Genomic DNA, 25,837 nt, shown 5'->3' on the forward strand with positions numbered 1-25,837 from the left:
CAGGGGTGCTCAGGACAGGGCGGGTTCGGTGAGGGTCAGGGTGGCGTCGTCGGCGTCGAGGACCGCCTCGGCGCCGAGGGGGACGGTGAGTTGCCCGGGGCAGTGGCCGAAGCCCAGTTCCCACAGCACCGGCACCCCCAGTGACGCCAGCAGGTCCGACACCACCGCCTTGACCTCTTCCAGCGGCCCGCACCCGGTCCAGGACCCCAGGGCGATGCCGCTGACCCCGGTGAACCACCCGGCGCGCAGCAGGTGGGTGAGCTGCCCGTCGATGCGGTAGGGCTCCTCGTTGACGTCCTCGAGGACCAGGATCGTCCCGTCGGCCGGGGGCACCGCGTCGAGGGTGCCGACCTCGGCGGCCAGCAGGCTCAGCGTGCCGCCGACGAGGACCCCCCTGGCGGTGCCGTGCCCGGAGGAGGTGGTGGCCGGGCCGATGAGGGTCGTGGTCGACCCCGGGTCGAACAGGGTGGCGTGCAGGTGCTTCTGCGCGTCGTCGTCGAAGGCGTTGGTGGCGATCATCGGGGAGAACAGGGTGACCAGGTCCAGCGCCTGCCCGACCGCGGTGTGCAGGGCGGTGACGTCGCTGGACCCGGCGAGGACCTTCGGCCCGGCCTCGGCGAGGGCGGGCCAGTCCAGCAGGTCGACCATGCGGTGGGCACCGTAGCCGCCGCGGCAGCAGAACACCGCCGCCACGTCCGGGTCGCACCAGGCGTCGCGGAAGTCCGCGGCCCGGTCGGCGTCGCGCCCGGCCAGGTACGGCAGGTGCGGGTGGCGGTCGAGGACGTGGTCGCCGACGCGGACGGTCAGCCCCCACGACTCCAACACGCCCACCCCGCGGGCCAGCAGGTCCTGCGGCACCGGGCCCGAGGGGGCCACGACGGCGACGGTGTCGCCGGGGCGCAGATGGGCGGGTCGGGTGCGGCTCATCGGCTCAGCTCCAGCACCGGCACCCCGGGCGGGGTGAACCCGAAGACCTGCCCGTAGAACGACAGCTCCGCGGCGTACGCGGCCTCGATGGTCTCCGCCCTGCGGAACCCGTGCTGCTCACCGGCGAAGCGCAGGTAGGCGTGCGGGACGCCGGACCCGTCGAGGGCGGCGGCGAAGCGGTCGGCCTGCTCCGGTGGGCAGATCTTGTCCTCCAGCCCCTGCATCAGCAGCACCGGCCCGGCCAGGTGCGCCACCCGGTTGGCCGGGGACCGCTCGGCGTAGCGCTCGGCGTGCTCGGTGGGCGAGCCGACCAGGCCCTCGGTGTAGCGGGCCTCGAAGTCGTGGGTCTCCCCGCCCTCGCCGGTCCACCCGGTCAGGTCGAGGATGGGGAACTGCACGGTCCCGCAGGCGTAGGTGTCGACCGAGGTCAGCGACGCCGCCGCCGTCCACCCACCGGCGGAGCCGCCGCGGATGCCCAGGCGGGCCGGGTCGGCGCCGCCCTCGGCGGCCAGCGCGGCGGCGGCGGTGGCGCAGTCGGCCACGTCGAGCACCCCCCACTGCCCGTTGAGGACCTCCCGGTAGGCGCGGCCGTAGCCGGTGGAGCCGCCGTAGTCGACCGCGACGACGCCGATGCCGCGGCTGGTGAAGTAGGCGAACCCCAGGTTCAGGCCCGACCCGGCCGACCCGGTGGGCCCGCCGTGCACGTACACCAGGTACGGGGGCAGCTCCCCCTCGGGGGCGGCGAAGTCGGGGTTGGTGGGCGGGTACACCGTGGCGGGGACGCCGCGGCCGTCCTCGGCGGTGAAGGTCCGCCGCACGGGCACCGGCAGGTACGCCGCGTCGGGCAGCGCCGGGCCGGGGTCGCCGAGGTGGGCCAGCTCCCCGGTGGACAGGTCCAGGCGCACCACCGTGCCGGCCGTGTCGGGCCCGGAGCCCACGGCGGTGACGACCCCGTCGGTGTCGGCGCCGAGGTCCGACCACAGGGCCACGTCGGTGTCGACGTCGGTGACCGTGCCGGAGCGCTCGTCGAGCACGGCGAGCCGCCCGCCGCGCACCACGGCGAACCGGCCGCGGCCCAGGACGGCGAACCAGCGGCGGCCCAGCACCCACATCGGGCCGCCGATCTCGTACGGCCCGGCCGCCAGGTTCGTCGAGGTGCCGTCGAGGGTGATGCGGTGCAGGTTCCACCACCCGTCCGGGTCGGTCAGCGCCAGCAGCGCGTCGGAGCCCTCCCACTCCACCTGGCACACCGCCTCGCGCGGCCCGCCCGCCACCACCCGGTGCGGGCCCAGGGTGCCGTCGGGCAGCAGGTGCGCCACGCACAGCTCGGTGCCGTCCCACGGCATCGCCGGGTGCTCCCAGCCCAGCCAGGCGGCGAAGCGGCCGTCGGGGCTGGGCTTGGGGGCGGTCATGAAGTGGTGGCTGGCGCCGAGCACCCGCACCCCGGACCCGTCGAGGGGGATGGCGACCAGGTCGCGGCGCACGTCGGTCGGGCGGTCCCCGGTGGCGGTCTCGCGCACCGCCCACACCTCCGCGCCCCCGGCACCGGGGACCAGGTCGGCGAAGCGCTGCCCCTGGGGCCGGTCGGGCTCGGCGGTCAGCGCCACCGGCTCACCGCCGAGGTCGAGCAGGTAGACCCGCTGGTCGGACCACTCGGTGAACGCCACCCGCCCGTCGAGGACCGCGTACGGGGTGCCGCCGTACTCGTGCACCCGGTTGCGGGCGTTCCACGGGGCGGGCAGCAGCTCCTCGGGGCCGTCGGCGCCGCAGCGCACCAGGGTGGACCGGCCGCCCTCGTCGGGCTTGGCCAGGGTCCACCACACCGTGTCCCCGACCCGCCGCGCCCAGGCCGGGCTGCTGCCCGGCCGGGCGACGTCGGCTTCGCCGATCGGCGAAACCCAGGTCCCGTATGACGCGATCTCCACCACAGGAGGGACCATACCCAGTGCCCGACCGGCGACCGATACGGTTGACCAAACGGGAAAGGCACGATCTGCTCGGTTCGGCGGCGTGCACTAAGTTCGGAGGTGCCATGGCCCGTGTCATCCACGTCTTCCGCCAGCCCGACCGCTTCGTAGCAGGCACCGTCGGGGAACCCGGCGACCGCGTCTTCTACCTGCAGGCGGTCGAGAGCGTGCGCATGGTGAGCGTGACCATCGAGAAGCAGCAGGTCGCGGTGCTCGCCGAGCGCATCGGCTCACTGCTGGAGGAGGTCCACCGCCGCTTCGGCGCGGAGGTCCCCGACGGCGTGCCCGGTGACCTCGTCGACGCCGAGCCGCTGACCGTGCCGGTGGAGGAGGAGTTCCGCGTCGGCACCATGGGCCTGGGCTGGGACGCGGAGTCCAAGGCGGTGGTCATCGAACTGCTGGCCGCCACCGACGCCGAGGTCGACGAGTCGGTGGTGCTCGACGACACCGAGGAGGGCCCGGACGCGGTGCGGGTGTTCCTGTCGCCGGGGGAGGCGCGGGCGTTCGCCGACCGCGCCGACCGGGTGGTCAACGCCGGGCGCAAGCCGTGCCCGCTGTGCGCGGAGCCGCTGGACCCCAACGGCCACGTCTGCCCCCGGCAGAACGGGTACCGCCGCACCGAAGAGGACTAGGGACGTGCGCCCCACCGACCCCGACGTCGGGGACTTCCTGCTGCGCGGCGCCCTCGACGTCGAGAGCAGGCTCGTCGACGCCTCCAACGCCACCCTGTTCTGCGCCATCGAGGCCGACGGGGTGGCCGCCAAGTGCGTCTACAAGCCGGTGCGCGGGGAACGCCCGCTGTGGGACTTCCCCGACGGCACCCTGGCCGGGCGGGAGGTGGGCGCCTACCTCGTCGCCGAGGCCTCCGGCCTGGGCGGCATCCCGCCGACGGTGCTGCGCGACGGCCCGTTCGGCCCGGGCATGGTGCAGCTGTGGATCGACATCGACGACGAGGCCCCCGGCCTGGTCGACGTGGTGCCCCCGGCGCAGCTCAAGGCGGGGTGGAAGGCGATCCTGCGGGCGCACGACAGCGACGGGGAGCCCGCGGTGCTGGCGCACTCGGACTCCCCGGCCATCGCCCGCCTCGCCGCCCTCGACGTGGTGATCAACAACGCCGACCGCAAGGGCGGTCACGTGCTGCTGGGCACCGACGGCGGCGTCTACGGCGTCGACCACGGCATCTGCCTGCACACCGAGCACAAGCTGCGCACGGTGCTGTGGGGGTGGGCGGAGGAACCGATGCCCGACGAGGTCGTCGACGCCCTGGCCCGGCTGCGCTCGGCGCTGGGCGGCCCACTGGCCGACACCCTCGGCGAGCACATCACCCGCGCGGAGGTCAGGGCCCTGCGCTCGCGGGTGTCGCGGCTGCTGTCGGCCCCGGTGTTCCCGTCGCCGGACACCAGCCCGTACCCGATCCCCTGGCCCGCGTTCTGATGCCCCGGCAGTGGCCCGCGTCGTTCCGCGACCGGCTGACCTCCCCGCTGCCCGGCCCCGCGCAACTGCTGCGCATCCTGCGCGAGGGCGGCTTCCGCGGGTCCACCGAACACGCCGACCGCATCCCGGTGGCGCGCACCGGGCTGCCCCCGGCCGACCCGGCCGAAGTGGCGCTGACCTGGGTGGGCCACGCCACCTACGTCATCCGGGTGGGCGGGGCGTGCGTGCTGGCCGACCCGGTGTGGTCCGACCGCATCCCCGGCACCCCGCGCCGGATCACCCCACCCGGCATCGCCTGGGAGGAACTGCCACCGGTGGACGCGGTGGTGATCAGCCACAACCACTACGACCACCAGGACGCCCCCACCCTGCGCCGCCTGCCCCGCTCGACGCCGGTGCTGGTACCGGGCGGGTCGGGGCGCTGGTTCACCCGCCGCGGGTTCACCGACGTGCACGAACTGGACTGGTGGGAGTCGGTGCGGGTCGCGGGCCTGGCCTTCGACTTCACCCCCACCCACCACTGGTCGCGCCGCGGCCTCACCGACACCTGCAAGTCCCTGTGGGGCGGCTGGGTGATCACCGGTGACGGGCACCGGGTGTTCCACGCCGGGGACAGCGGCCACGGGCACTGGTTCACCGAGATCGGCCGCCGGTACCCGGGGATCGACGTGGCGATGATGCCGATCGGCGCCTACGACCCGCGCTGGTTCATGTCCCCGGTGCACATGGACCCCGAGGAGGCCGTGCGCGCCACCACCGAGCTGGGCGCCCGGCGGTTGGCCTCGATGCACTGGGGCACGTTCGTGCTGACCGGGGAACCGGTGCACGAGCCGCTGGGGCGGGTGCGGGCGGCGTGGTCGGCGGCCGGATTGCCCGTCGAGGACCTGTGGGACCTGGCCGTGGGGGAGACCCGCACCCTGCGCTGAGCCGTGATCGTACCGCCGATGTGCTGAACGTCGTGGACCACCGCCGCGGCCTGCGGTGCAATGGGTCGGTGCGGACGCTGTCCAGGCTGCTGGTCCCGTCGCTGATCACGGCCGGGGTGGTGACACTGTCGGCGATCGCCGTGAACGTGTGGACCAGCGAGTCCGTGCCCGCGCCGTTCCACCTGCTCAAGGCCCACGCGCACTGGGCGGTGCTCGGCCTGTGGCTGCTCACCGCGCTGCTGGCCGCGCTGTACGAACTGCCCCGCCGCAAGGCCGCCGAGGAGGAACAGGCCCTCGCCGAGCGCGATCGCCTGGGCGCGACGGTGGCGGTCGTGCGCGGCCGGATGCACCGCACCGTCGCCCGCCGGGTCCGCGACAGCCGCCTGTTCCCCGGCCTGCCCCGGCTGCCGCAGGTGTGGCAGTCCGCCACGCCCACCCGGCTGGCCACCGACGCCGCGGGGTACCTGAGGGGCGAGGAGTACGTCCGCACATTCGAGGCCGTCCCATCCCGGCGCCTGGTGGTGTGCGGGGCCGCAGGCACCGGCAAGACCGACTGGCTGCTCACCTACGCCCAGGGCGCCCTGGCAGCAGATGGCCCCGTGCCGCTGCTGCTGGACCTCAGCACCTGGCCCAGGGACCTGGACTTCGAGCGGTGGACCGGCAGGCAGTTCGCCGCGGAGTTCCCCGAACTCGACGGCGACTTCGTGCACACCGGGCGGTTCGTGCTGCTGCTCGACGGCCTCGACGAGGTCGACCCCGAACGCAGGCACGGGCTGCTGGAGGTGCTGGGCTCCGCGGTGTGGAGCGACCAGGCGATCATCCTCACCAGCCGCCCCGAGGCCTATCCCGACCACGGCCTGCTGGACGCGGCGGTCATCATCCTGCTCCCGCTGGACACCGGGCAGGTGGTGGGGTGGCTCGACCGGGTGTTCCGCACCGAGGCCGACGCCGAACGCTGGTTGCCGGTGCGCCGCGCGCTGCGCACCCCGGGCAGCCCGGTCGCCGAGGCGCTGAGCAGCCCGCTGATGGTCACCCTGGCGGCGAAGGTCTTCCAGGACCCGGGCAGCGACCCGGCCGAGCTGGCAGACGCCGGGTCGGTCACCGGCCGGTTGCTCGACGGTGTGGTGCCCGCCGCCTACGCCCGTCCCGGCAAGCAGTCGAAGTGGACGGCCGAGCAGGCGGCGGGCTGGCTGGAGTTCCTCGCCACCCACACCGGGCGGGACGGGATCGCCTGGTGGCGGCTGTACCTGCTCGTGCCCCGCTGGCGGTTCGCCGTCTGCTTCGGATTCCTGCCCGCGCTCACCGGCACCCTGATCGCCGGTGGAGCGGCCTGGCTGTTCCTCGGTGCGCTGCCCGCGGGTCTGTCGGTGGACGACACCTGGGAATTGCTCAGGCAGCCGCTGCTCATCGCGCAGTCCATGTTCGACAACGCCGTCCGGACGATCAGCGGCGAACAACAGCCGAGCGCGGCGGAGACCGCGGTGGCCGTCGGGTCGGCGGTCGGGTCGATCGCGGCGGGCTGTCTGTCCGGTGCGCTGCTCGGTGCGCGGGAGAGCAGCTGGTGGCGGCGCACGGGCTGGTCGGTCCGGGGGATCGGGCGGCCCTGGCCGGCCCCGGTCCGGGACATCGGCTTCGGCGTGGTGGTCGCCGCCGCCGTGGGCGCGTTGACCGCGACGGCCGGGGTCGCGGTGGCGAGCCTGCTGCTCACCGCGGGCGAGGACTCCAGTGCGTTGTTCTGGCTGGCCACGGGGACCGCCGTGGGGGTCGGCGCCCTCACCGGGGCGGGTACCGGCCTGTACTCGGTGCTCTTCGGTGAGCCACCGCTGGTGTGGTCGCGGCTGAGCCCGAGCGCGCCGAGCCGCCTGCGCCTGACCCTGCCGCCGTGGCGGCGGTGGGTGCTGGCCGCGGCCGGGGGCGCGGTGGCGGGCACCGTGCTGGCCCTGGCCTTCGGCGCCGGGCCGGGGCGGGTGGCGCTGCTCTGCGCGGCTGTCGCGGTGGCGGGCGTCGCCTGGCTGATCGCCGACGACCTCACCGACGACGAGGGCCCCGGGCCCGCCGACACCTGGCAGGCCCGCGGTGCCGAGCGGCCCTCGGTGCTGCTGCGCGACGACGTGCTCGCGTCCCTGATGCGGGTGGTGGCCACGGCGCTGCTCGCCGCCCCGCTGTTGGCCGCGCCGTTCGTGGTGCACCCGGCCGTCGGGCGGACGGTGGCCGGGCTGCTGGTGGTGTACGCGGTGCTCCGCGAGCTGACCACCCGGTCGTGGAGCTGGTGGCTGGTGGCCGCCCTGGCACTGGCGGTCCGGCGGCGCCTGCCGTGGTCGGCGCTGGGTTTCCTGGAGGACGCATGCGCACGTCAGGTGTTGCGGGTGCAGGGCGGCAGGTACCACTTCCGCCACGCCGAGTTGGCCGACCGCCTCTCCCGCGCCCCTGCGCCTCCCGCGCCCGCACCACGCCGGGAGGACTGGGACCACGTGGTGGTCGACGCTCCCTACGCGGAGGACCTCATCCGGGCGTACGACCTGATCGACGAGGGCGAGGACGCCGAGGCCCGGCCGCTGCTGGAGGCGTTGCGGGACCGGGCCCGGCGTGACGGGGACGCCGAGGCCGCGTTGGTCGCCCGTGCCGCGCTCGCCCAGTTGTCGGACCTCGACGGCGCAGCGGCGGGCCTGCGCGGGCGACTCACCGAGATCCTCCCCGAAGTGCTCGCCACGTTCGGGGAGGCGCACCTGCTGACGGTGCGGACCCGGCTGCTCCTGGCCGACCTGCTCACCGGGGACAAGGCGATCAGGCACGTGGACGCCGTTCTGGCCGCGCGCCCGCACGGCGCCGCCCCGTCGGACCCCTACGTGCGGGCCGCGCACCTGCGGGGTGTCGACCTGCACGAGGACGGTGACCAGCTGTCTCGGCTGCACCACGCGGCCATGGCCGAGGCGGGCCTGCCCGAGGGAGATCCCCGCGTCGAACGGCTCCGGGGAATCCAGCTCGAGGCCCGGACCAACGTGGTCTGCGCCTTCGCCCCGGCACCGGAACGGCTGGTGTCCCTGACCAGGCTGCACCGGGAGGCGTGCGCCAGGCTGCGCCCCGGGCACCCCACCACGATGACCATCCGGGTGGAGCTGGCCAAGGCCTGCGGCCGGGCGGGGCGGTGGGCGCAGGCCGAGGAGCACTGGGTCGCGATCACCGAGTGGGCGGACGGGGCGCTGGAACCGGGCCCGGTGATGGACGGTTTCCACGACCAACTGCGCAAGGCCCGCGGCCACCGCCGGTTCTGAGCCGGGTGCGGGCGGGCCGCCCACCGGGTGGGGCCCGACCGTGGGGACCCGCGCCCGGCGCCCGGACCTGTGTGGGAGTTGTGCTTTTCGCGTGCAGGTCCCGGGTCGCGGGTGCGCCGGGGGCGTCGGTCCGGTTGGGTGGTGTTGATCAACCGATGTCCGGACCGCCCGGCGGTCTGTTCCTGGGGAGGAAACACCATGCGCACATCCCTCGTGGTCGCGGCTGCCGCCGTGGCCCTGCTCGGCACCCCGTTGCTGGCCGCACCCGCGGGCGCCGCCACCGCGGCGGCGTCGGTGTGCCCGGTCGACGGTGGTGACCCGGACCTGTTCACCGCCAAGGCCACCCGTGCCACTGCCTCGGTCACCACCGCCGACGGGCGCACGATCGCGGTGGAGTTGCGCTCGGGCAACAACGCCGCCGCCCAGCAGCACGCCTGGGTGAAGATCAGCTCCAGCACCCCGTTGCGCGCCACCGACCAGGTGTGGCTGGAGGTCACCGGTGACAGCGGCGCCACCTGGGCCACCTGCGGGGTCACCGCGCCCGCGGCGGGCGGCCTGTCGGCGTGGACGCACGGGTTCCGCACCTCGACCTCGGCGCAGGTCCGCATGGTGGGCGCGGTCCGGGTCGTGCAGACCCCGACCGACCTGGTGGGGCGCACCGGCACCTGGTGACGGGCACCCCGGCCCGGGCGGGGGGCCCGGGCCGGGGGTCGGGAACAGGGGCGGGTGTCAGGGGCGGGGGCGGGCGTTGCGCAGGCGGATGCCGCTGAACCCCACGGTGAGGGTGGTGACCGCGTCCCAGAACGCCCACAGGTTGTCCAGCACCCGCAGTTGGATTCCGGCCTCGGCGTGCACGGCGAGCAGGTCGCCGACGGGTTCGGGTGGTCCCAGCGGGGTGACCGGGCGGGTGGCGACGTGCGCGTGCGGCACGGGTGTGCCGTGCGGGCGGAAGTCGGCGGCGGGGAAGCGGTAGGCGTAGAGGCGGGTGGTGCGCAGCGCGTCGAGCCAGGCGTACTCGACGGCGTGCACCCGGTGCCCGCCGCCGGGGCCCAGGACGGTGTCGCGGTCGGCCGGGGTGGTGGTGGGGGTGGCCCAGGCCATGGCGCGCGGGCAGGCGCGGGGGAACCAGTAGTCCGGGGCCCTGGCGGCGTCGACGGCCCACACGTAGGCGTCGGGTTCGGCCGCGGTGGCGGCGCGGTGCGGGGCGAAGCGGGTGATCGTCGGGTCCTCGGAGAAGTGCAGCAGTTGCCCCGGTTCCGGTCGCATGGACCGACCTTGCCGCAGGCGGTGGCGAACGGGCAATCGGTTCCCCGCCGCGCACCGGGGCGGGGGTCAGTCCTGGCGGGTGGGGCGCAGGGTGATGTCGCCGATCTCGACGTCGTCGGGTTGTTCGACGGCGAAGGCCACGGCTCGCGCCACGGCGTCGGGCTCCAGGCCGAGGGTGCGCATCCGCTGCCGGATCTGCTCGCGGGTGGTGGGGTCGTTGATGTGGTCGGCGAGCCCGGTCTTGACGAAGCCGGGTGAGATCGACGTCGTGCGCAGGACCCCGTCGGTGGACTCCTGGCGCAGCGCCTCCAGCAGCGTGCGGACCGCGTTCTTGGTGCCCGCGTAGACCGCCTGGGTCGGGGTGATCTTCAGGCCGGAGGTCGACACGACGGTCACCAGGTGCCCGCGGCCCTGCTCGCGGAACACCGGCAGCGCGGCGGCGATCCCGTGCAGCACGCCGCGCACGTTGACGTCGATCATCGCGTCCCAGCCCTCGACGTCGAGGTCGGCCACCGGGGCGGTCCTGGCGATCCCGGCGTTGCCCACCAGGACGTCGAGGCGGCCGAACCGATCGAGGGCCGCGGCGACCAGTCCGCGCAGGTCTTCGAGCCGGGTGACGTCGGTGGGCACCGCCTCCGCGTGGCCGCCCGCGTCGCGGATTCGCCCGGCCAGCGCGGTGAGCCGATCGGTGCGCCGCGCGCCGAGCACCACCGAGGCGCCGCGCGCGGCGAGCCGCACCGCGGTCGCCTCCCCGATGCCGCTGCCGGCCCCGGTGATCGCCACGACCTTGCCGCTGATCCCGCTCATCGACGCGCCTCCCGCTCTAGACTGACAACTGTCCGGTTGCTGTTCCAGCATAACCGGACACTTGTCCATTTGTCTGGGGGAGGAGTGAGGGGTGTCCGCTCGCGCGCACCGCTCGGACGCGGTCGCCAACCGTGATCGCATCGTCGCCGAGGCTCGCGCGGTGCTGGGTGAGTCCCCCGGGGCGGCCGGGGAACTCAGGCTGCACCTGATCGCCAAGGCCGCCGGGGTCGGGCAGGGCACCCTCTACCGGCACTTCCCCACCCGCGAACACCTGCTGGCCGAGGTCTACCGCCTGGAGCTGGGCGAGTTGGTCGACGCCGTGCCCGCACTGCTCGCCGGGCACCCGCCCGTCGAGGCGCTGGCCCGGTGGTTGCAGCGGCTGGTCGACTACGCCCGGGTCAAGCGCGGGGTCGTGGCGGCGATCGAGGCCACGGCCTGGCAGGACCTGCACGCGGGCAACCACGGCAGGCTCGACGAGGCGCTCACGACCCTGCTCGAGGCGGGCGCGGCCACCGGTGAACTGCGCGAGGACGTGACCGCCGCCGACGTCATCCTGCTGCTCGGCGCCCTGTCGCGGGTGCCCGAGCCCGGGTGGGACGCCCGGGCCGGGACCCTGGTCGCGGTCATCCTCGACGGTCTGCGCCGCCGCTGAGGGCGGCACCCGACCCGCGCGGTCGAGGTGGCCGGGGCCACCTCGACCGCTCACGCGTGCCGCTCACTCCGAGGCGAGCAGGTCCTGCAGTTCGGTGACGGCCCCGCGCAGCTCGGTGACGAAGGTGTTCATCTCCTCGGCGACCGCGGCGGGGGTCGACAGGTACAGGTTGAACCGGTCGGGCAGCAGCACGTAGGCCACCCCGATGCAGGTGGGGCTGGTGGAGCCGAACCCGAAGTACTGGATGTTGGTCGACGGGGCGGAGCTGGTGGACAGGTAGTCGTCGCGCATGACCGTCCAGCCCGGGGTGTCGTAGAGGGCCAGGGGGGCGGTGGCGCCGAGTTCGGCGCCGCGGCGCTTCTGGATCAGTTGCAGCTCCCACAGGTGCTGCTCGGGGGCCTGGCCGTTCTGGCACTGCTTGGCGCGGGCGACGTGGGCCTCGGCGGCGGTGCGGAACGCGGCCCGCTTGTCCGCCGCGGACACCGCCGGGTCTCCCATGGCCTCGACGAAGGCGAGGACCTCCGGGGTGACCACGCGCATCGCCTCGGTGCGCCCGTTCTGGTACTGGCGGGTGGCGATGGACTCGTAGGTGGCGCCGGTGATGCCCTTGGACCGCTTGTGCGCGAGCTGGTAGGCGAGCTGGGCGAACGCGTCGGGCGACATCTTCAGCGCCTTGGCCCTGGCGGTGCCGAAGTCGGTGAACGACACGGTGCGGGTGGCGGTGGCCGCGGCGTACTCGGCGAACGCGCGCCGGGCGGTGGCGATGTCGGCGCGCAGGGCGTCATCGAGGACGAACTCGATGGGGTCGACGGCGGGGAGGCCCTGCGGGCGGGCCCCGGCGCGCTCGGCGTGGGCCTCGGCGGTCTCGCCGAGCATGGCGTCGACGAAGCTGAGGATGGTGGTGCCGTCGAGGCCGCAGTGCTCGATGTTGATCCCGGCCCGCCCGTCGGCGAAGACGATGAGCGACACGGCCTTGTCGAAGTAGCGGTTGCCGCTGTCGCCGTGCAGGAGCTGGTCGCACGCGGCCTGGGTGTCGGCGGGGGCGAAGGACTCCAGGTTGACGCAGAACAGGGCGGTCTCGATGGTGTCGACCGCGGCGGCGTTGGCCGGGTCGAGGGCGATCAGGCGGCCCCGGGTCCGCGCCCACTCGGCGCGGGCCTGGGTGGTCAGGGACCCGACGGTGCGGTCGGGGGCGGTGCCGTCGGCACCGGCCTTGACCACCGCCCGCAGCCCGCCCTCGAGGTCGGACAGGGAGTAGGGGGCGCCGTCGGGGCCGATGACGTCCATCCGGAACATGCTGCCCCGGTTGAACACCACCACGTGCCGGGCGGCCGACGGGCCGGGCCACTCGTCGGTGTAGGGGACGCGGACGGTGTCCTGCTCGGCGCCGGGGATGCGGGTCTCGGAGAACAGGAACTTGTTCTGCTCCATCGACAGCGCCTGCCCGCGCTGGATGACCGGCGGCACCTCCTCCTTGTCGAGCAGGAGCTTGAAGTCCACCGCAGCGGTGATCAGCCCGGCGGCCCGCTGGAACTGGTCCTCGTCGGTGTCGCGGAACAGGAAGAAGAAGTTCGCGTTGAGCGCGATGCGGTCGCGGCGCCCCAGGTACCGCGAGGGCCAGAACACGTCGAGCCAGGAGCGGGTGCCGGGGGCGTCGTTGAACCGCTCCAGGTCAGCGTGCAGGACCCGGGCCGGGCTGTCGGCGGCCAGGTAGTCGGTGACGGCGGCCTCGGTGGTGGCCAACTGCTCGGGGGTGAGCAGCGGCGAGCACCACGTCAGGAACCGCGCGCAGGTGTCCTCCAGCGTGGGCAGCGGTACCCGGGGCAGCCGGTCCTCGTTGCCGAACGTGCGGGTGGACCACTGCTGGCTGCTGTTCACTGGCGTCCTTCTTCTTCACGCGGGAATCGACGCGTTCATCATCAACTGCGCGGGCACCACCCCGCAATGAGCGCTGCGCAACTGGCGCGGCGTGACAAAACCCGCGGTGGCCGGGTCAGACCGGCAGCGGGGCCGCGCCGCGCGGGCGCGACAGGTGCAGCTCGGCGTAGAGCCAGCCCTCGGACTCCAGGCCGGTGGGGTCCACCCCGGCGGTGGCGATGGTGTGGAGGACCTGGGCCTGCTCCTCGGCGGAGGCGAAGCGCCGCTGCTTGAAGGTGCCCTCGACGTGCACGGTGTCGTAGCCGAGGTCGGCGAGGGCGTCGGCGACGCCGGTGTAGGGGAACATCCGCAGCACGAAGTGCGCCATCCACGGCAGCGGCCCGTCCTGGGCCTCGGCGACGCGGGTGAGGGTGGCCTCGGTGACGTAGCCGACGCACCCGGTGGACACGACCAGGTCGGTGCCCGCCAGCCGGGCCCGCTGCTCGGGGGTGGGGTCGCCCGACTCCAGGTCGGCGTGCACGGTGTCCTCGAGGTACCCGGCGGCGTGGGCGTAGGCCAGGGCGGGCGCGGAGGCGTCGAACCCGACGAAGCGCACGTCCTCGAGCTGGTCGCGGGAGCGGACCATGGCCCGGTCCACGGCGAGGAGCCCGTCGCGGTCGAGTCCGGTGACGGCCGGGTCGGTGTAGTGGGTGTAGAGCTCGTCCATGGTGGCGTCGCAGCGCAGCAGGGCGGCGTTGATGCCGTAGGAGCAGCCGATGTCGAGGACCTGGGGCACCGCGACGCCCTGGGTCTGGCGGTACTCCTGGATGAGCTTGGCGAAGTAGGGCTTGGCCAGCTCGGGGATCTGGTAGTCCAGGCCGCGCAGGGCGGCGAAGTAGGCGCGCGGGTCGGGCTCGGTGTAGATGTGGTCGAACGAGGTCTTGCCGGTGGCGTCGAGGTCCACGGGTGCTCGTCTCTCCTAGCCGGGGTGCGGGCGGGCGGTGGCCCGTCGCCGGGGTGTGGTCGGGGGCGCGGGTCAGTCGAGGAGGGTGTCGCCGCGCACGGCGCGACCCGCGGCGGCCAAGTGCTCGGGCAGGACCCGGCCGAAGAGCTGCCGGGTGCGCTCGACGCTGCCGATGACGCCGGGCCGCTGGCTGTAGGCGAAGATCGCCGAGTGCCGGGCGGTGGCGCCGGTGACGGTGTCGACCCGGTGCAGGGCGAAGCGGCCCTTGAACAGTTGCAGGTCCCCGGGGCGCAGGCTCAGGTGCCGCACCAGGTCGGACCCGCCCGCGAGCACGGCGGCGACGTCGGGCAGGTTCTCGTCTGTCTCGGTGCGGATGCCGGGGCAGTAGTGGAACTGCCCGCCCCCGTCGGGCTCCTGGGTGAGCATGCTGACGGTGAACTCGTTGGTGTCGAAGTGCCAGGGGTGGGCCATGCCCGGGGGGATGACGTTGAGGCACAGCCCCGAGAGCGGGTCGGCCAGTTCGTGCAGCTCGGGCAGCTCGAAGCAGTCGGCGACGAAGCGCTGGAACAGCGCGCTGGTGTAGAGGCGTTCGATGATGGCACCTGCGGGCAGCAGGTCGCGGGCGACGAAGGCGTTGCCGCGGACCATGGTGACCCGCCCGGGGTGCTCGGCGGGCAGGTCGGCGTCGAGGGCGATGTTGTAGGCGTTGACCGTCTCGGGTTCGTAGTGCGCCTGCGGGGCGACGGCCGCCCCCTCGGCGCGCAGGGCGTCCTGCAGGGCGGGGCGGATGAAGTCCGCCAGCACGGTGCAGCCCTGTTCGCGCAGTTCACGGCGGGCGCGGTCGACGACGCCGGTCAGGGTGGGCCCGCCGGGGTCGTCGAGCGGGTAGCGGTCGGTGTCGACCACCTCCTCGACGACCCGCGCCTGGCTCCGCGTGCGTTCCCCCGACCCCTCCGCCGATCCGCCCATCGACCCCGTCCTTCCCCGCGTACGGGTGATTGCCGTGTCCGCCCCATTGTCCGACTCGGCGCTGGACCGGGTTTATCACAGCCGTCTCACCGGTTTCCATCAATGTGATCGACTTTGTGACACGACACACGAAAGCCGTGGTCACGGGCGGAGTCGGCCGCATTCTGCCGAACTCCGGGGCCGGTCATACCGCCGAATGGTGGCCTTATCCGGAATGTGGCCGCACCGGTTGTGACAATGGTGCGTGAAATTCCTCGGCGATGACCGGCGGGTGCGCGACACCCGACGCTGCGGTGTCACCACCACAGACACCCGTGCCATACCGCACACCGAACCTGGTAGTTCGCACACGGCCGGTGTGCGAGGATGGGGTGGTGCGCGGAGACGAACGCAGGCGGGTGATCGTGGCCCGGCTGCGACAGGGACAACGGGTCGAGGTGGCCGCGGTGGCCGCGGAGACCGGCGCCTCGGAGATGACGGTGCGCCGCGACCTCGACGCGCTCGCCGCGACCGGGGTGCTGCGCCGGGTGCACGGCGGCGCGGTCGCGGCCACCCCCGGGTCGGTGGAGCAGCCCTTCGCCACCCGGGCCACCGCAGGCGCCGACGCCAAGCGGCGCATCGCCGCGGCGGTGGCGGCGATGGTGCGCGACGCCGAGGTCGTGGTCCTCGACTCGGGCACCACCGCGGTGCAGGTGGCCAAGGCGCTGCGCGGGCGCCCGGTGACGGTGATGCCGCTGTCGCTGCACGCCGCCCGCGAACTCCTCGACGACCCGCAAGCGCGGGTGCTGATGTGCGGCGGGCAACCCCGGCGCGGGGAGTGGGCGCTGACCGGGCCGCTGGCGGTGGCCTCGCTGCGCGCGGTGCGCTTCGACGTGGCGGTGATCAGCCCCTGCGGGTTCGACACCGCCACCGGCCTGACCGCCGTCGACCTCGACGACGCCCAGGTCAAGCAGGAGGCGATGGCCGCCGCGGGCCGGGTCCTGGCCGCGGTCGACGGCGGCAAGTGGGGCCACACCGCCATGGCCCGCATCTGCCCGGCCGACCGGGTCGACGTGCTCATCACCGACGACACCGCCCCGGCCGCGGACCGGGCGGAACTGGCCGGAATGGGAGTGACGATCCATGTCTGCTGACCCACCCACCCTCCCGCGCGCCGCGCGCGCGGCGACCTGGGGGTTCTTCGGCCTCAACGGGTTCGTGCTCGGCGCGTGGGTGGTGCACATCCCGGTCGTCGAGCACGACACCGGCATCAGCCACAGCACCCTGGGCGCGCTGCTGCTGGTCTTCGGCGGCGCCGCGTTCGCCGGGATGCAGGTCACCGGGCCGCTGGCCGACCGGTTCGGGCACCGGGTGGTGGTGCCCGCGGCGGCGGCGCTGCTGTGCGTGGCGGTCCTGGGCCCCGGCCTGGCGGGCGGCCCGTGGGCGCTGGGGGCAGCCCTGGTGGCCTTCGGCCTGGGCAACGGGGCGCTGGACGTGGCGATGAACGCCCACGCCGTGGAGGTCGAACGCGCCTACGGGCGGCCGGTGATGTCGGCGTTCCACGCGGTGTTCTCCATCGGCGGCGCGGCCGCGGCGGGCCTGGGGGCACTGGTGCTGGGCCGGGTGCCCACCGAGCTGACCCTGGGGTGCGTGGGCGCCGCCGGGTTGCTGACCGCGGCGGTCTCGGCCCGGTTCCTGCTGCCCGGCCGCCCCGCCGCCGAAGCCGCCGCGGACACCGGCGGCACCACCACCCGGGCCCCGAGGCGGCTGGTGTGGCTGCTGGGCGGGTTGGCGTTCGCGCTGATGCTCTCCGAGGGGGTGGCCTACGACTGGGCGGCGGTGCACCTGCGCGACGTGGTCGACACCCCGCCGGGGATCGCGGCCCTGGCCTACGGGGCGTTCTCGGTGGCGATGACGGTCGGCCGGTTCACCGCCGACGCCGTCGCCGCCCGGTTCGGGGCGGTGCGGGTGGTGCGCTACGGGGCCGCCCTGGCCGCGGTCGGGCTGGCGGGGGCGGCGCTGTCGCCGTGGGTGGTCCCGGCGATCGCCGGGTGGGCGGTGTTCGGGGTGGGCCTGTCGGGGTGCGTGCCGCAGCTGTTCACCGCGGCGGGCAACCTCGACCCCCGCTCGTCGGGGGCGCTGCTGGCCCGGGTGGTGGGCCTGGGCTACCTGGGCCTGCTGGCCGGGCCCGCGGTGATCGGCGGGCTCACCCACTGGGTGGCGCTGAACACCGCGTTCGCCCTGCCGGTGGCGCTGTGCGTGGTGGGCGCGGTCGGCGCCCGGGTGCTGCGACCGGCAGCCGGGGCAGCCGGGGCACCCGGGACTACGACGGCGGGTACTGCGCGGCCTTGAGCAGCCGCGCCAGGTGCGCGGTGTTCGCGGCGAGGGTGGCGGTGGTGGAGGCCACCGCCTCCGGGGTCTGCTCCAGGTCCTTGTAGTCGGTGCCCTGCAGGGCCTCACCGTTCCAGTAGGTGCCGCCCCCGGCGGGGATGGTGAACCCCACGTCGTTGAGGGCCTGGAACAGGTCGGCGGTCACCTTGTGCGCCCCGTCCTCGTTGCCGACCACGCACACCACCGCCACCTTGCCGTAGGTCAGCAGCCTGCCCTCGTCGTCGGACTCCGACAGCTCCCCGTCGAGGCGCTCCAGCACCCGCTGCGCGACGCTGCTGGGGTGGCCCAACCAGATGGGGGTGGCCAGCACCAGCACGTCCGCGGCGAGCACCTTCTCCCGGATCGACGGCCACGCGTCGCCTTCACCCATGTCGACGAGCACCCCGGGTTTGACGTCGTGGTCGACCACCCGCACCACCTCACCGGTGACCCCGTGCCCGTCGAGGGCATCGAGGACCTGGCGGGCGATCAGGTCGCTGCTGGAGTCCTGCGGCGACGGGGTCAGGGTGCAGACGAGGGCCAGCGCGCTCAACGGGGTGCTCATGGCCCTGCGGCTACCCACCTGCCCGCCGGGGAAACCCCCGGCGTGGCGGGTCGGCGGGTGGGGACGGCGCCGGCTAGCGTGGCGGGGTGCGCTCGCAGAACTACGGCCGCGACATCACCACCGGGCGGCCACCCAGGCAGATCCCCGAGGTCCTCGCCGAGGTCGGCACCGTCGCCGAGGACCCCGCCTCGGGGTTCTGCGGTGCGGTGGTGCGCTTCGAGCGGGACGCCGTCGTGCTGGAGGACCGCCACGGCCGCCACCGGGTGTTCCCGCTGACCCCGGCCGGGTTCCTCGTCGACGGCCGCCCGGTCACCCTCGTCAAACCCCCCACCCCCGCGGTCGCGGCCGCACCGGCGCGCTCGGCGTCGGGGTCGGTGCGGGTCCACGGGCTGCGCGCCCGCACCGCCCGGGAGAGCCGCATCTGGGTCGAGGGCGTGCACGACGCGGAACTGGTCGAACGGGTGTGGGGCCACGACCTGCGGGTGGAAGGCGTGGTGGTGCAGCCCCTCGACGGCATCGACCACCTCGCCGAGCGGGTCGCCGACTTCGGCACCGGCCCGGGCCGCAGGCTGGGGGTGCTGGTGGACCACCTGGTGGCGGGCAGCAAGGAGTCGCGCGTCGTCGAGGCGCTGCGCGACGAGCAGGTGATGGTCACCGGGCACCCCTACGTCGACATCTGGCAGGCGGTGAAACCCGCGGCGGTGGGCATCGCGGCCTGGCCGGACGTGCCGCGCGGGCAGCCGTGGAAAGAAGGGGTGTGCACCGCCCTGGGCTGGGGTGACCCGATGGAGGGGTGGCGGCGGGTCCGCGTGGCGGTGACCGGGTTCCGGGACCTGGAGCCGCCACTGGTGGGCGCGGTGGAGCGGCTGATCGACTTCGTGACCGAACCGACTGCGTGATCCGAGCGCTGAACCACCGTTGCGGCAACGCTCCCGCCCCGACTGGGGGATGATGGGGTCATGGCGGCACTGCTGTGGCTCATCGCGGGGATCGTGCTCATCGTCGCCGAGGTCGTCTCCGGGGACCTGGTGCTGCTCATGCTGGGGGCCGCCGCACTGGCCGGGGCCGGGGCGGAGGCCCTGTTCGGGGTGACCCTGCTCAGCGCCGGGGTGTTCGCCGCGGTGTCCATCGGGTTGATCACCGCGGCCCGCCCGGCGCTCAAGCGCAGGCTGCACCCCGGCGAACACGTCAAGGACAACGTCGCCGCCCTCGTCGGGCAACGGGCCACCGTGCTCACCACCGTCGACGGCGCGGGCGGGCGGGTGCGCCTCGACGGGCAGGAGTGGTCCGCGCGCACCCTCGACGAGACCCAGGTCCTCGAACCCGGCACGTCGGTGACCGTCATGCAGATCTCAGGCGCCACCGCGGTGGTGTGGGCCGACGGGCTGTGAGCCCGCCGGTGTGGAAAACAAGCAGGTAGGAGGTTGTGGTGTCGCCGACTCTCATCGTCGCCATCGTCGTGGTGGTGTTCGTGCTCACAATCATGATCAAGTCGGTGCTGGTGATCCCGCAGGCCCAGTCGGCGGTGATCGAGCGCCTGGGCCGCTTCCGCAACGTCGGCGAGCCGGGCCTGAACTTCCTCGTGCCCTTCTTCGACCGGGTCCGCGCCCGCATCGACCTGCGCGAGCAGGTCGTCTCCTTCCCGCCGCAACCGGTGATCACCCAGGACAACCTCACCGTCTCCATCGACACGGTGGTCTACTTCCAGGTCACCGACTCCCGGGCGGCGGTCTACGAGATCTCCAACTACATCATCGCCGTGGAGCAGTTGACCACCACCACCCTGCGCAACGTCGTCGGCGGGATGAGCCTGGAGGAGACCCTGACCTCCCGCGACCAGATCAACCAGGAACTGCGCGGCGTCCTCGACTCCGAGACCGGCCGCTGGGGCATCCGGGTGGCCAGGGTGGAACTCAAGGCGATCGACCCGCCACCGTCGATCCAGGACTCCATGGAGAAGCAGATGCGCGCCGACCGGGAGAAGCGCGCGATCATCCTCACCGCCGAGGGCCAGCGGGAAGCGGCGATCAAGACCGCCGAAGGGCAGAAGCAGTCGCAGATCCTCGCCGCCGAGGGCGCCAAGCAGGCCACCATCATGGCCGCCGAAGCCGACCGCCAGTCACGCATCCTCAAGGCCCAGGGTGAGCGCGCCGCCCGCTACCTGCAGGCCCAGGGCCAGTCCAAGGCCATCGAGAAGGTCGTCGCCGCGATCAAGGCCTCCCGCCCCACCCCGGAGGTGCTGGCCTACCAGTACCTGCAGACCCTGCCCACGATGGCCCAGGGGGACGCGAACAAGGTGTGGATGATCCCCACCGACTTCTCCAAGGCCCTGGAGGGCTTCGCCCGCCAGCTCGGCGCCAAGGGCGAGGACGGCGTGTTCCGCTACGAGCCGCCCACCGACACCCCCACCGGGCCCTCGGCCACCGAGGACGAGGAGGAGGTCGCGGGCTGGTTCGACACCTCCACCGACCCGCGCATCGCCGAAGCGGTCCGCGAGGCCGAGGCGGTGGCCCGCAAGGAGGTCGACAGCCCGCTGGCGACCCCGGGCATGCCCGCGCTGGGCTCGCGCCCGCAACCGGCAGCGCTGACCGAGCACTCGGCGGGCAACCCGCCCGCCGCACCGCAGGACTGACCGACCACGAAGGCCCCCGGGGGATACCGGGGGCCTTCGCCGTGCCCAGGTCAGGTGTGCTCGACGCGGACCTCGGCGACACCACGCGCACCCGCCACCACCTCAGCCTCGACCGCCACCGCCCGCCGCACCGACCCCGGCAGCGGCGCGAACCCGGCCACGGTGATCGCCAGCTTCCTCCCCGACGCCTTGGCCCGCCACGTCCCCACGATCGCCCCACCGGCGAGCACGGTCCCGGGGTTGCCGATCACCTTCCACACCCGCGCCCGCTCCGCCGGGTCGGGCACCAGAGTCTCCCGGTCCCGGGCCTGCACCAGCGGGTCCAGCGGCGGCAGCAACCGCACCACATCCGCGTCCGGGGCGCCCCGCAACGCCTCCACGTCGGCCTCCGGCAACCACATCCGGGTGCCCTCCACGTCCACCGGCACCAGGTGCGCCGGCCAGGCGGGGCGGGCAGCGGCCTGGGTGGTGCCCAGGAACGCCGCCGCGGCGGCGAGGGTGCTGGGCCCGTGCACCCGCAGGTAGGCGTCCAGGAGGGTGCCCGAGGCCGCGGTGGGCACGTCGTGGCGGTGGGGCAGTGGCCGCAACCGGGTGGGGCGGGCCGCCCCCAGGACCTCCACCCCGGCGAACACCCCCACCAACTGGAACAGGCTGCCCCACACGTGGGTGGCGGCACAGGTGGCGCACGCGTAGGAGTACTGCGCGGGCAACGCCGCGGTCATCTCCGCGCTGACCTGCCCACGCGGCTTCTCCTCCGCCACCACCTCCCGCATCACCCGCGACGCGCGGTCGATGGCCTCCAACCCGCCGACCCCCGCCTTGCGCAGCGCGGACCCGAACCCACCGAGACGGGCCAGGGCATCGGCGTCCGACCGCGGCCACAGCGCCTCGGCGGTCGCCGCGACGTCCTCGCGGCGCAGCACGTGCGGGGCCCCGCGCAGCGTCCACACCGCCACCGGATCGGGCACGGCCAAACCCCGCGCGGCCAACGCCACCGCGGGCCCACCGGACCCGCCGTCCTGCACACCCAGGTCGACCACGGCGTCGACACCGTCGCGGTGCAGGCCGTGGCGGGCGACGCGGTGGGCGAGCACCCGGGCCCGGCTGACCGACACGACTGCTCCGCTGACCGCCATGGCGACCATGCTGCCAGGTGCCCGACCGACACCCGGGGATGGCGCTGCCCACCCGCCCCTGGCGCGGGGGACAGGCCGGGGGCGGGGGAGTGGCACCCGATGCCAGGAACCCCACCACCGGCGAACACCACCTCCCGCACGGCCCGGGCGCGGCTCAGTCGATGCGGGACACCACCAGCGCCGTCGCAGGCGCGGGGTCGGCACCGCAGCTCACCGGCCGGACACCCAGGTCCCGCTCGGTCACCGTGACCCGCCACCCGCGCCCGTCGACGTGCCACACCACCACCCGCCGGTCACCGTCCTCATCGCGCTCGCACGACCGCACGTGCAACACCTCCGGGTCCACGGTGTGCGTCAGCACCCGCACCGCCAACTCCGCCACCTGCCCCGCCGCCACCCACGTCGACCGACCCCGACACCCCCGCAGCACCACCTCACCCCCGACCAGCAACTCCCGCCCACGCCCGACGTCGAGACCGCCGTAGGCGTACCCGGTGGGCAACAACAACCCCGTGGGGGCGAACCGGTGCCCCCCGAGGTGGGTGGCCTCCCACACCGCGTCCCCGAACTCCGCGGCCAACTCCCCGGCCACCGGCCTGCCCCGGACCGCGCAACACACGTCGCGGCGCCCGTTGGTGCACACCAGCAGCACCGGCCCCACCACCGGCTCCCCGAACCCACCGTGCGCCCCCGCACCCAACGCGGCCAAATCCAGGTTCAGCAGGTCCCGCGGGTCCAACAACGACCCCGCCCGCAACCACCCCGCCCCCGGCACGGTGTGCGCCAGCAACACCCGACGCGGCACCACGCGGTGCCGGTCGGGGTGCGCCCCCGGGCGGCGCACCAACACCACCCGCACCCCCGTCCCCGCCGACCGCGCCACCAACCGCGCCCCCACCCCACCATCGAGGTGACTGCCCACCAAAGCCTCACGCCCCCACGGGCCCGGCTGCTCCAAGCACAACCACGTCGTCGCGATCGCCGCCGTCCCGGCCAACGGCTCATCCAAGGCGCGCGACACCGCAGAGCACGCGGACGGGGGAGTGATCACCATGGCGGCACAACCCTCTCACGGCCGGTACCGCCGATCGAGTGGCCACCGATCACCCTCCGATCACATTACGGCGACCGAGCGCAACCTTTCCACACCACCGATGCCCCCCGATGACACCGCGCCCCCACGCCCAAGCAGATGATCACCCCGCCCCCGGCCCCGCCGCCCGCGCCAACCGACCCGCCATCGCCGCCGCAGCCACCGCCAACTCCGGCGGCTCCACCACCTCGAACTCACACCCCAACATCGACACCCACATCGCCAACCCCTCCCACGACGGCGCCCCCGCCGTCAACCGGCACGACCCCTCGTCCACCGCCTCCAACTGCCCCGCCGTCGCCGAAATCCGCTCCGCCGCCTCCGCCACCGGCATCCGCAACAACACCACCGCCCGCCGCCCGTACGCCCCCACCGTCAACCCCCGCGCCGCATACGCCGCCAAATCCTCCGCCGGAGGCTCACGCGGGGTGAACCGCGGCCCCGTCGGCACCCGCGGCACCATCCGATCCACCCGGAACGTCCGCCAATCCACCCGCACCACGTCGAACCCGATCAAGTACCACCGCCGCCCCGTGTGCACCAACCGCAACGGCTCCACCTCCCGCACCGACGACTCCCCACCGTGATCGCGGTAGTCGAACCGCAACCGCTCCTGCGCCCGGCACGCCGTCGCGATCGCCGTCAACACCCCCGCATCCACCGTCGGCCCCACCCCCACCAACGGCACCGTGCTCGCCCCCAACGCCCGCACCCGCTCCCGCAACCGCGACGGCAACACCTGCTCCAACTTCGCCAACGCCCGCACACACGTCTCCTCGATCCCCACCACCGCCCCCGTCGACGCCGTGCGCAACCCGATGGCCACCGCCACCGCCTCCTCGTCGTCGAGCAGCAACGGCGGCAACGCCGCCCCCGCCCCCAACCGGTACCCCCCAGCCGTCCCCGTCACCGCGTGCACCGGATACCCCAACGACCGCAACTTCTCCACATCCCGGCGCACCGTCCGATCCGTCACCCCCAACCGCTCCGCCAAATCCGCCCCCGACCAATCCCGCCGCACCTGCAACAGCGACAGCAACCGCAACAACCGCGCCGAGGTCTCCACCATGACCCCAGTCTGACACCCACCCCGGACAACACCTGTCCGCAACCACCCTCGAACCCGAGCACGCGGGCCCCCGACAACACCACCACCGAGGGCCCGCCCACCCGCGAAAACCACTCAGCCGGTCACCAGGACATAGGCGAACCCGTCATACCCCTTCGACCCCACCGTCTGCACCGCCGTCGCCTCCACCCTCGACTCCGCCGCGATCAACCGGTTCAACTCCCGCGTCCCCACCACCCCCGGGTCCACCGACCCCCCATCCGCCACCGCACCACCACGCACCACGTTGTCCACCACGATCACACTGCCCGGCGCCGTCAACCGCAACGCCCACCGGAAGTACTCCGGATTCGACGGCTTGTCCGCATCGATGAACACGAAGTCGAACGGCTCCCCACCCACCAACCCCGGCAACGACTCCAAAGCAGGACCCACCACCACCTCCACCACCCCGGCCAACCCCGCCGCCGCCAAGTTCTCCCGCGCCACCACCGCGTGCGCCTCATCCAACTCCAACGACACCAACCGACCACCCGGCGGCAACGCCCGCCCCAACCAGATCGCGCTGTACCCACCCAACGTCCCCACCTCCAAGATCCGCCGCGCCCCCCGCGTCCTGGCCAACAGGTTCAACAACCGCCCCTGGTTCGGCGCCACATCGATCGCAGGCAACCCCGCCGCCCGCGCCCGCGCCAACGCCCCCGACAACACCTCGTCCTCCGGCAACAACGCCGACACCAGGTAACCGTCAACCGCCGACCACCGCTCCTGCACAACACACCCCTCACCTGTGGACACCACGTCACCACCAAGCTAGCCCCCGCCACAGCCCCTACCATCGTGATCATGTCGACTCCGGAGCGAGCCTGGCCCACCACGGACGCCCACGACGAGCTGACCCTGCTCTGGGAGCTCCTGCGCTTCCAGCGCCACACAGCCCTGGGCAAGGCCACCGGCACCACCCTCGCCGAAGCCATCGAAACCCCCCTCGCCACCTCACCGCTGATGAGCATCCTCGGCGTCATCAAGCACCTCACCGCCGTCGAACGCCACTGGCTCACCCGCGTCGCGGGCGGCGCCGACCTGCCCTCCCTCTGGACCGAAGACCCCGACTCCGACTGGCGCATCACCCCCACCGACACCCCCACCACCGTCCTGAACGCCTACCGCGCCGAATGGGCCCTCGCCGAAACCGCCATGGCCCCCCTCCACCCCGACGACCAAGCCCTCGGCGACCCCACCCGCACCACCCGCTGGACCCTCAACCACGTCATCCAGGAAACCGCCCGCCACGTCGGCCACCTCGACATCCTCCGCGAACTCGCCGACGGCAGCACAGGGGAGTAGCCACCACACCGGCAACGCCCGCCCCCGCCCACAGCACTGCGCGAACCCCCTCCCGCCGACACCGCAGAACCACACCAACCCCGCAGAACCACCACCCCACACACCGGACATCACCCCGCCAACCACGCCCCGATCCCACCCACCAACCGCTCCTTCACCACCGCAGGCGCGAACGACGACTCCACCCCCGCCCGAGCCAACCCCGCCAACTCCCCATCCGAAAACCCCAACTCCGACCGCACCAACGCGAACTCACCCGACAACGACACCCCCGTCATCGCAGGCACATCGGTGTTCAACGACACCACCAACCCCGCCTCCAACAACCGGGGGAGCGGATGCACCCCCACCGACCCCACCAACCCCAACTCCACGTTCGACGCCGGACACACCTCCAACCCCACCCCCCGATCCCGCACCTCCGCCACCAACTCCACGTCCTCCAACACGCTCAACCCGTGCCCCACCCGATCCGCACACCCCACCCGCACCGCCTCCGCCACACTCCACGCCCCACACTGCTCACCCGCGTGGTGCACCATCCGCAACCCCAACTCCCGCGCCCGCCCCAACACCCCCGCGAACGGCGCCAACGGATACCGCTC

Annotated in this window: 25 protein-coding genes; 12 read left to right on the forward strand and 13 right to left on the reverse strand. The window is 73.9% G+C overall.

Annotated features, from left to right (window positions below; genetic code table 11):
• Positions 1-9 precede the first annotated feature (9 nt).
• Together UO65_RS25125 and UO65_RS25130 are read right to left on the reverse strand one after the other, a co-directional pair.
• Positions 10-927, reverse strand: coding sequence for a S66 peptidase family protein (locus tag UO65_RS25125; protein ID WP_035287026.1), 918 nt, complete (start codon positions 925-927; stop codon positions 10-12).
• On the reverse strand, positions 924-2,855 hold the full coding sequence (locus UO65_RS25130; RefSeq protein ID WP_152552258.1) for a S9 family peptidase: 1,932 nt from the start codon (positions 2,853-2,855) through the stop codon (positions 924-926). Before UO65_RS25130 ends, UO65_RS25125 begins: the two co-directional genes overlap by 4 nt.
• Positions 2,856-2,959: 104 nt before the next feature.
• On the opposite strand from UO65_RS25130, the gene UO65_RS25135 reads away from it, so the two are divergent.
• The 5 genes from UO65_RS25135 (at position 2,960) to UO65_RS25155 (ending at position 9,198) form a co-directional block, all read left to right on the forward strand.
• Entirely contained in the window at positions 2,960-3,526 is a 567-nt protein-coding gene (locus UO65_RS25135) for a DUF3090 domain-containing protein (protein ID WP_035287030.1), read from the forward strand.
• A gap of 4 nt (positions 3,527-3,530) precedes the next feature.
• Positions 3,531-4,328 (forward strand): SCO1664 family protein, encoded by a 798-nt coding sequence (locus tag UO65_RS25140; RefSeq protein ID WP_035287032.1) that lies wholly within the window; start codon positions 3,531-3,533, stop codon positions 4,326-4,328.
• Entirely contained in the window at positions 4,328-5,254 is a 927-nt protein-coding gene (locus tag UO65_RS25145; RefSeq protein WP_035287034.1) for an MBL fold metallo-hydrolase, read from the forward strand. Before UO65_RS25140 ends, UO65_RS25145 begins: the two co-directional genes overlap by 1 nt.
• 68 nt (positions 5,255-5,322) lie before the next feature.
• Entirely contained in the window at positions 5,323-8,526 is a 3,204-nt protein-coding gene (locus tag UO65_RS25150) for an NACHT domain-containing protein (protein ID WP_152552259.1), read from the forward strand.
• A 198-nt stretch (positions 8,527-8,724) separates the two neighbouring features.
• Positions 8,725-9,198: a hypothetical protein gene (locus UO65_RS25155; protein WP_110080080.1), complete on the forward strand. Its 474-nt coding sequence runs from the start codon at positions 8,725-8,727 to the stop codon at positions 9,196-9,198.
• A gap of 57 nt (positions 9,199-9,255) precedes the next feature.
• Here the strand turns inward: UO65_RS25155 and UO65_RS25160 are convergent, their stop codons facing one another.
• Together UO65_RS25160 and UO65_RS25165 are read right to left on the reverse strand one after the other, a co-directional pair.
• Complete coding sequence (locus UO65_RS25160) at positions 9,256-9,792, reverse strand: DUF6886 family protein (protein ID WP_035287040.1); 537 nt, start codon at positions 9,790-9,792, stop codon at positions 9,256-9,258.
• Positions 9,793-9,858: 66 nt separating this feature from the next.
• Positions 9,859-10,599: an SDR family oxidoreductase gene (locus tag UO65_RS25165; protein ID WP_035287043.1), complete on the reverse strand. Its 741-nt coding sequence runs from the start codon at positions 10,597-10,599 to the stop codon at positions 9,859-9,861.
• Between the two features lie 91 nt (positions 10,600-10,690).
• On the opposite strand from UO65_RS25165, the gene UO65_RS25170 reads away from it, so the two are divergent.
• Positions 10,691-11,251, forward strand: coding sequence for a TetR/AcrR family transcriptional regulator (locus UO65_RS25170; protein ID WP_035287045.1), 561 nt, complete (start codon positions 10,691-10,693; stop codon positions 11,249-11,251).
• 63 nt (positions 11,252-11,314) lie between these two features.
• On the opposite strand, the gene UO65_RS25175 is transcribed toward UO65_RS25170, so the two are convergent.
• The 3 genes from UO65_RS25175 to UO65_RS25185 form a co-directional block, all read right to left on the reverse strand.
• The gene (locus UO65_RS25175; protein ID WP_035287047.1) at positions 11,315-13,129 is read right to left on the reverse strand and encodes a choline/carnitine O-acyltransferase; all 1,815 of its coding nucleotides are present in this window, start codon (positions 13,127-13,129) and stop codon (positions 11,315-11,317) included.
• 115 nt (positions 13,130-13,244) lie between these two features.
• Positions 13,245-14,072 (reverse strand): class I SAM-dependent methyltransferase, encoded by an 828-nt coding sequence (locus UO65_RS25180; RefSeq protein ID WP_035287049.1) that lies wholly within the window; start codon positions 14,070-14,072, stop codon positions 13,245-13,247.
• Positions 14,073-14,144: 72 nt separating this feature from the next.
• Positions 14,145-15,041, reverse strand: coding sequence for a HalD/BesD family halogenase (locus UO65_RS25185; protein WP_052021751.1), 897 nt, complete (start codon positions 15,039-15,041; stop codon positions 14,145-14,147).
• Positions 15,042-15,415: 374 nt separating this feature from the next.
• Here UO65_RS25185 and UO65_RS25190 point away from each other — a divergent pair, with 374 nt between their 5' ends.
• Both UO65_RS25190 and UO65_RS25195 read left to right on the forward strand, forming a co-directional pair.
• Positions 15,416-16,174 (forward strand): DeoR/GlpR family DNA-binding transcription regulator, encoded by a 759-nt coding sequence (locus tag UO65_RS25190; RefSeq protein ID WP_233427835.1) that lies wholly within the window; start codon positions 15,416-15,418, stop codon positions 16,172-16,174.
• On the forward strand, positions 16,164-17,372 hold the full coding sequence (locus UO65_RS25195; protein WP_035287051.1) for an MFS transporter: 1,209 nt from the start codon (positions 16,164-16,166) through the stop codon (positions 17,370-17,372). Before UO65_RS25190 ends, UO65_RS25195 begins: the two co-directional genes overlap by 11 nt.
• Here the strand turns inward: UO65_RS25195 and UO65_RS25200 are convergent.
• The gene (locus UO65_RS25200; protein ID WP_035287052.1) at positions 17,344-17,955 is read right to left on the reverse strand and encodes a flavodoxin family protein; all 612 of its coding nucleotides are present in this window, start codon (positions 17,953-17,955) and stop codon (positions 17,344-17,346) included. The genes UO65_RS25195 and UO65_RS25200 overlap by 29 nt on opposite strands.
• 86 nt (positions 17,956-18,041) lie before the next feature.
• Between UO65_RS25200 and UO65_RS25205 the strand changes: the two genes are divergently transcribed.
• From UO65_RS25205 to UO65_RS25215, 3 genes are read left to right on the forward strand one after another with little or no spacing between them, the layout of a single operon-like run.
• A complete protein-coding gene (locus UO65_RS25205) occupies positions 18,042-18,854 on the forward strand; it encodes a DUF3097 domain-containing protein (protein WP_035287054.1) in 813 nt (270 codons plus the stop codon).
• Positions 18,855-18,914: 60 nt separating this feature from the next.
• On the forward strand, positions 18,915-19,346 hold the full coding sequence (locus UO65_RS25210) for an NfeD family protein (protein ID WP_035287057.1): 432 nt from the start codon (positions 18,915-18,917) through the stop codon (positions 19,344-19,346).
• A gap of 38 nt (positions 19,347-19,384) precedes the next feature.
• The gene (locus UO65_RS25215) at positions 19,385-20,587 is read left to right on the forward strand and encodes an SPFH domain-containing protein (protein WP_035287095.1); all 1,203 of its coding nucleotides are present in this window, start codon (positions 19,385-19,387) and stop codon (positions 20,585-20,587) included.
• 50 nt (positions 20,588-20,637) lie between these two features.
• Here the strand turns inward: UO65_RS25215 and UO65_RS25220 are convergent, their stop codons facing one another.
• The 4 genes from UO65_RS25220 to UO65_RS25235 form a co-directional block, all read right to left on the reverse strand.
• On the reverse strand, positions 20,638-21,723 hold the full coding sequence (locus tag UO65_RS25220) for a DNA glycosylase AlkZ-like family protein (protein WP_035287098.1): 1,086 nt from the start codon (positions 21,721-21,723) through the stop codon (positions 20,638-20,640).
• Positions 21,724-21,877: 154 nt separating this feature from the next.
• Entirely contained in the window at positions 21,878-22,645 is a 768-nt protein-coding gene (locus UO65_RS25225) for a sucrase ferredoxin (protein WP_200873460.1), read from the reverse strand.
• 274 nt (positions 22,646-22,919) lie between these two features.
• A complete protein-coding gene (locus tag UO65_RS25230) occupies positions 22,920-23,885 on the reverse strand; it encodes a helix-turn-helix transcriptional regulator (RefSeq protein WP_035287064.1) in 966 nt (321 codons plus the stop codon).
• A 114-nt stretch (positions 23,886-23,999) separates the two neighbouring features.
• Complete coding sequence (locus UO65_RS25235) at positions 24,000-24,659, reverse strand: O-methyltransferase (RefSeq protein ID WP_411431372.1); 660 nt, start codon at positions 24,657-24,659, stop codon at positions 24,000-24,002.
• A gap of 72 nt (positions 24,660-24,731) precedes the next feature.
• Between UO65_RS25235 and UO65_RS25240 the strand changes: the two genes are divergently transcribed.
• Positions 24,732-25,232, forward strand: coding sequence for a mycothiol transferase (locus UO65_RS25240; RefSeq protein ID WP_035287070.1), 501 nt, complete (start codon positions 24,732-24,734; stop codon positions 25,230-25,232).
• 110 nt (positions 25,233-25,342) lie between these two features.
• On the opposite strand, the gene UO65_RS25245 is transcribed toward UO65_RS25240, so the two are convergent.
• Positions 25,343-25,837 (reverse strand): adenosine deaminase family protein (locus UO65_RS25245; protein WP_035287101.1); only part of this gene is annotated, 495 nt, incomplete at its 5' end.

The organism is Actinokineospora spheciospongiae, from assembly GCF_000564855.1.
In the GTDB taxonomy this organism is placed as follows: domain Bacteria; phylum Actinomycetota; class Actinomycetes; order Mycobacteriales; family Pseudonocardiaceae; genus Actinokineospora; species Actinokineospora spheciospongiae.

Coding starts and splice junctions, on each gene's coding strand:
- UO65_RS25125 (WP_035287026.1), bottom strand. CDS start 927: ATGAGCCGCACCCGACCCGCCCATCTGCGCCCCGGCGACACCGTCGCC.
- UO65_RS25135 (WP_035287030.1), top strand. CDS start 2,960: ATGGCCCGTGTCATCCACGTCTTCCGCCAGCCCGACCGCTTCGTAGCA.
- UO65_RS25145 (WP_035287034.1), top strand. CDS start 4,328: ATGCCCCGGCAGTGGCCCGCGTCGTTCCGCGACCGGCTGACCTCCCCG.
- UO65_RS25155 (WP_110080080.1), top strand. CDS start 8,725: ATGCGCACATCCCTCGTGGTCGCGGCTGCCGCCGTGGCCCTGCTCGGC.
- UO65_RS25160 (WP_035287040.1), bottom strand. CDS start 9,792: ATGCGACCGGAACCGGGGCAACTGCTGCACTTCTCCGAGGACCCGACG.
- UO65_RS25165 (WP_035287043.1), bottom strand. CDS start 10,599: ATGAGCGGGATCAGCGGCAAGGTCGTGGCGATCACCGGGGCCGGCAGC.
- UO65_RS25185 (WP_052021751.1), bottom strand. CDS start 15,041: ATGGGCGGATCGGCGGAGGGGTCGGGGGAACGCACGCGGAGCCAGGCG.
- UO65_RS25195 (WP_035287051.1), top strand. CDS start 16,164: ATGTCTGCTGACCCACCCACCCTCCCGCGCGCCGCGCGCGCGGCGACC.
- UO65_RS25200 (WP_035287052.1), bottom strand. CDS start 17,955: ATGAGCACCCCGTTGAGCGCGCTGGCCCTCGTCTGCACCCTGACCCCG.
- UO65_RS25210 (WP_035287057.1), top strand. CDS start 18,915: ATGGCGGCACTGCTGTGGCTCATCGCGGGGATCGTGCTCATCGTCGCC.
- UO65_RS25220 (WP_035287098.1), bottom strand. CDS start 21,723: ATGGCGGTCAGCGGAGCAGTCGTGTCGGTCAGCCGGGCCCGGGTGCTC.
- UO65_RS25230 (WP_035287064.1), bottom strand. CDS start 23,885: ATGGTGGAGACCTCGGCGCGGTTGTTGCGGTTGCTGTCGCTGTTGCAG.
- UO65_RS25240 (WP_035287070.1), top strand. CDS start 24,732: ATGTCGACTCCGGAGCGAGCCTGGCCCACCACGGACGCCCACGACGAG.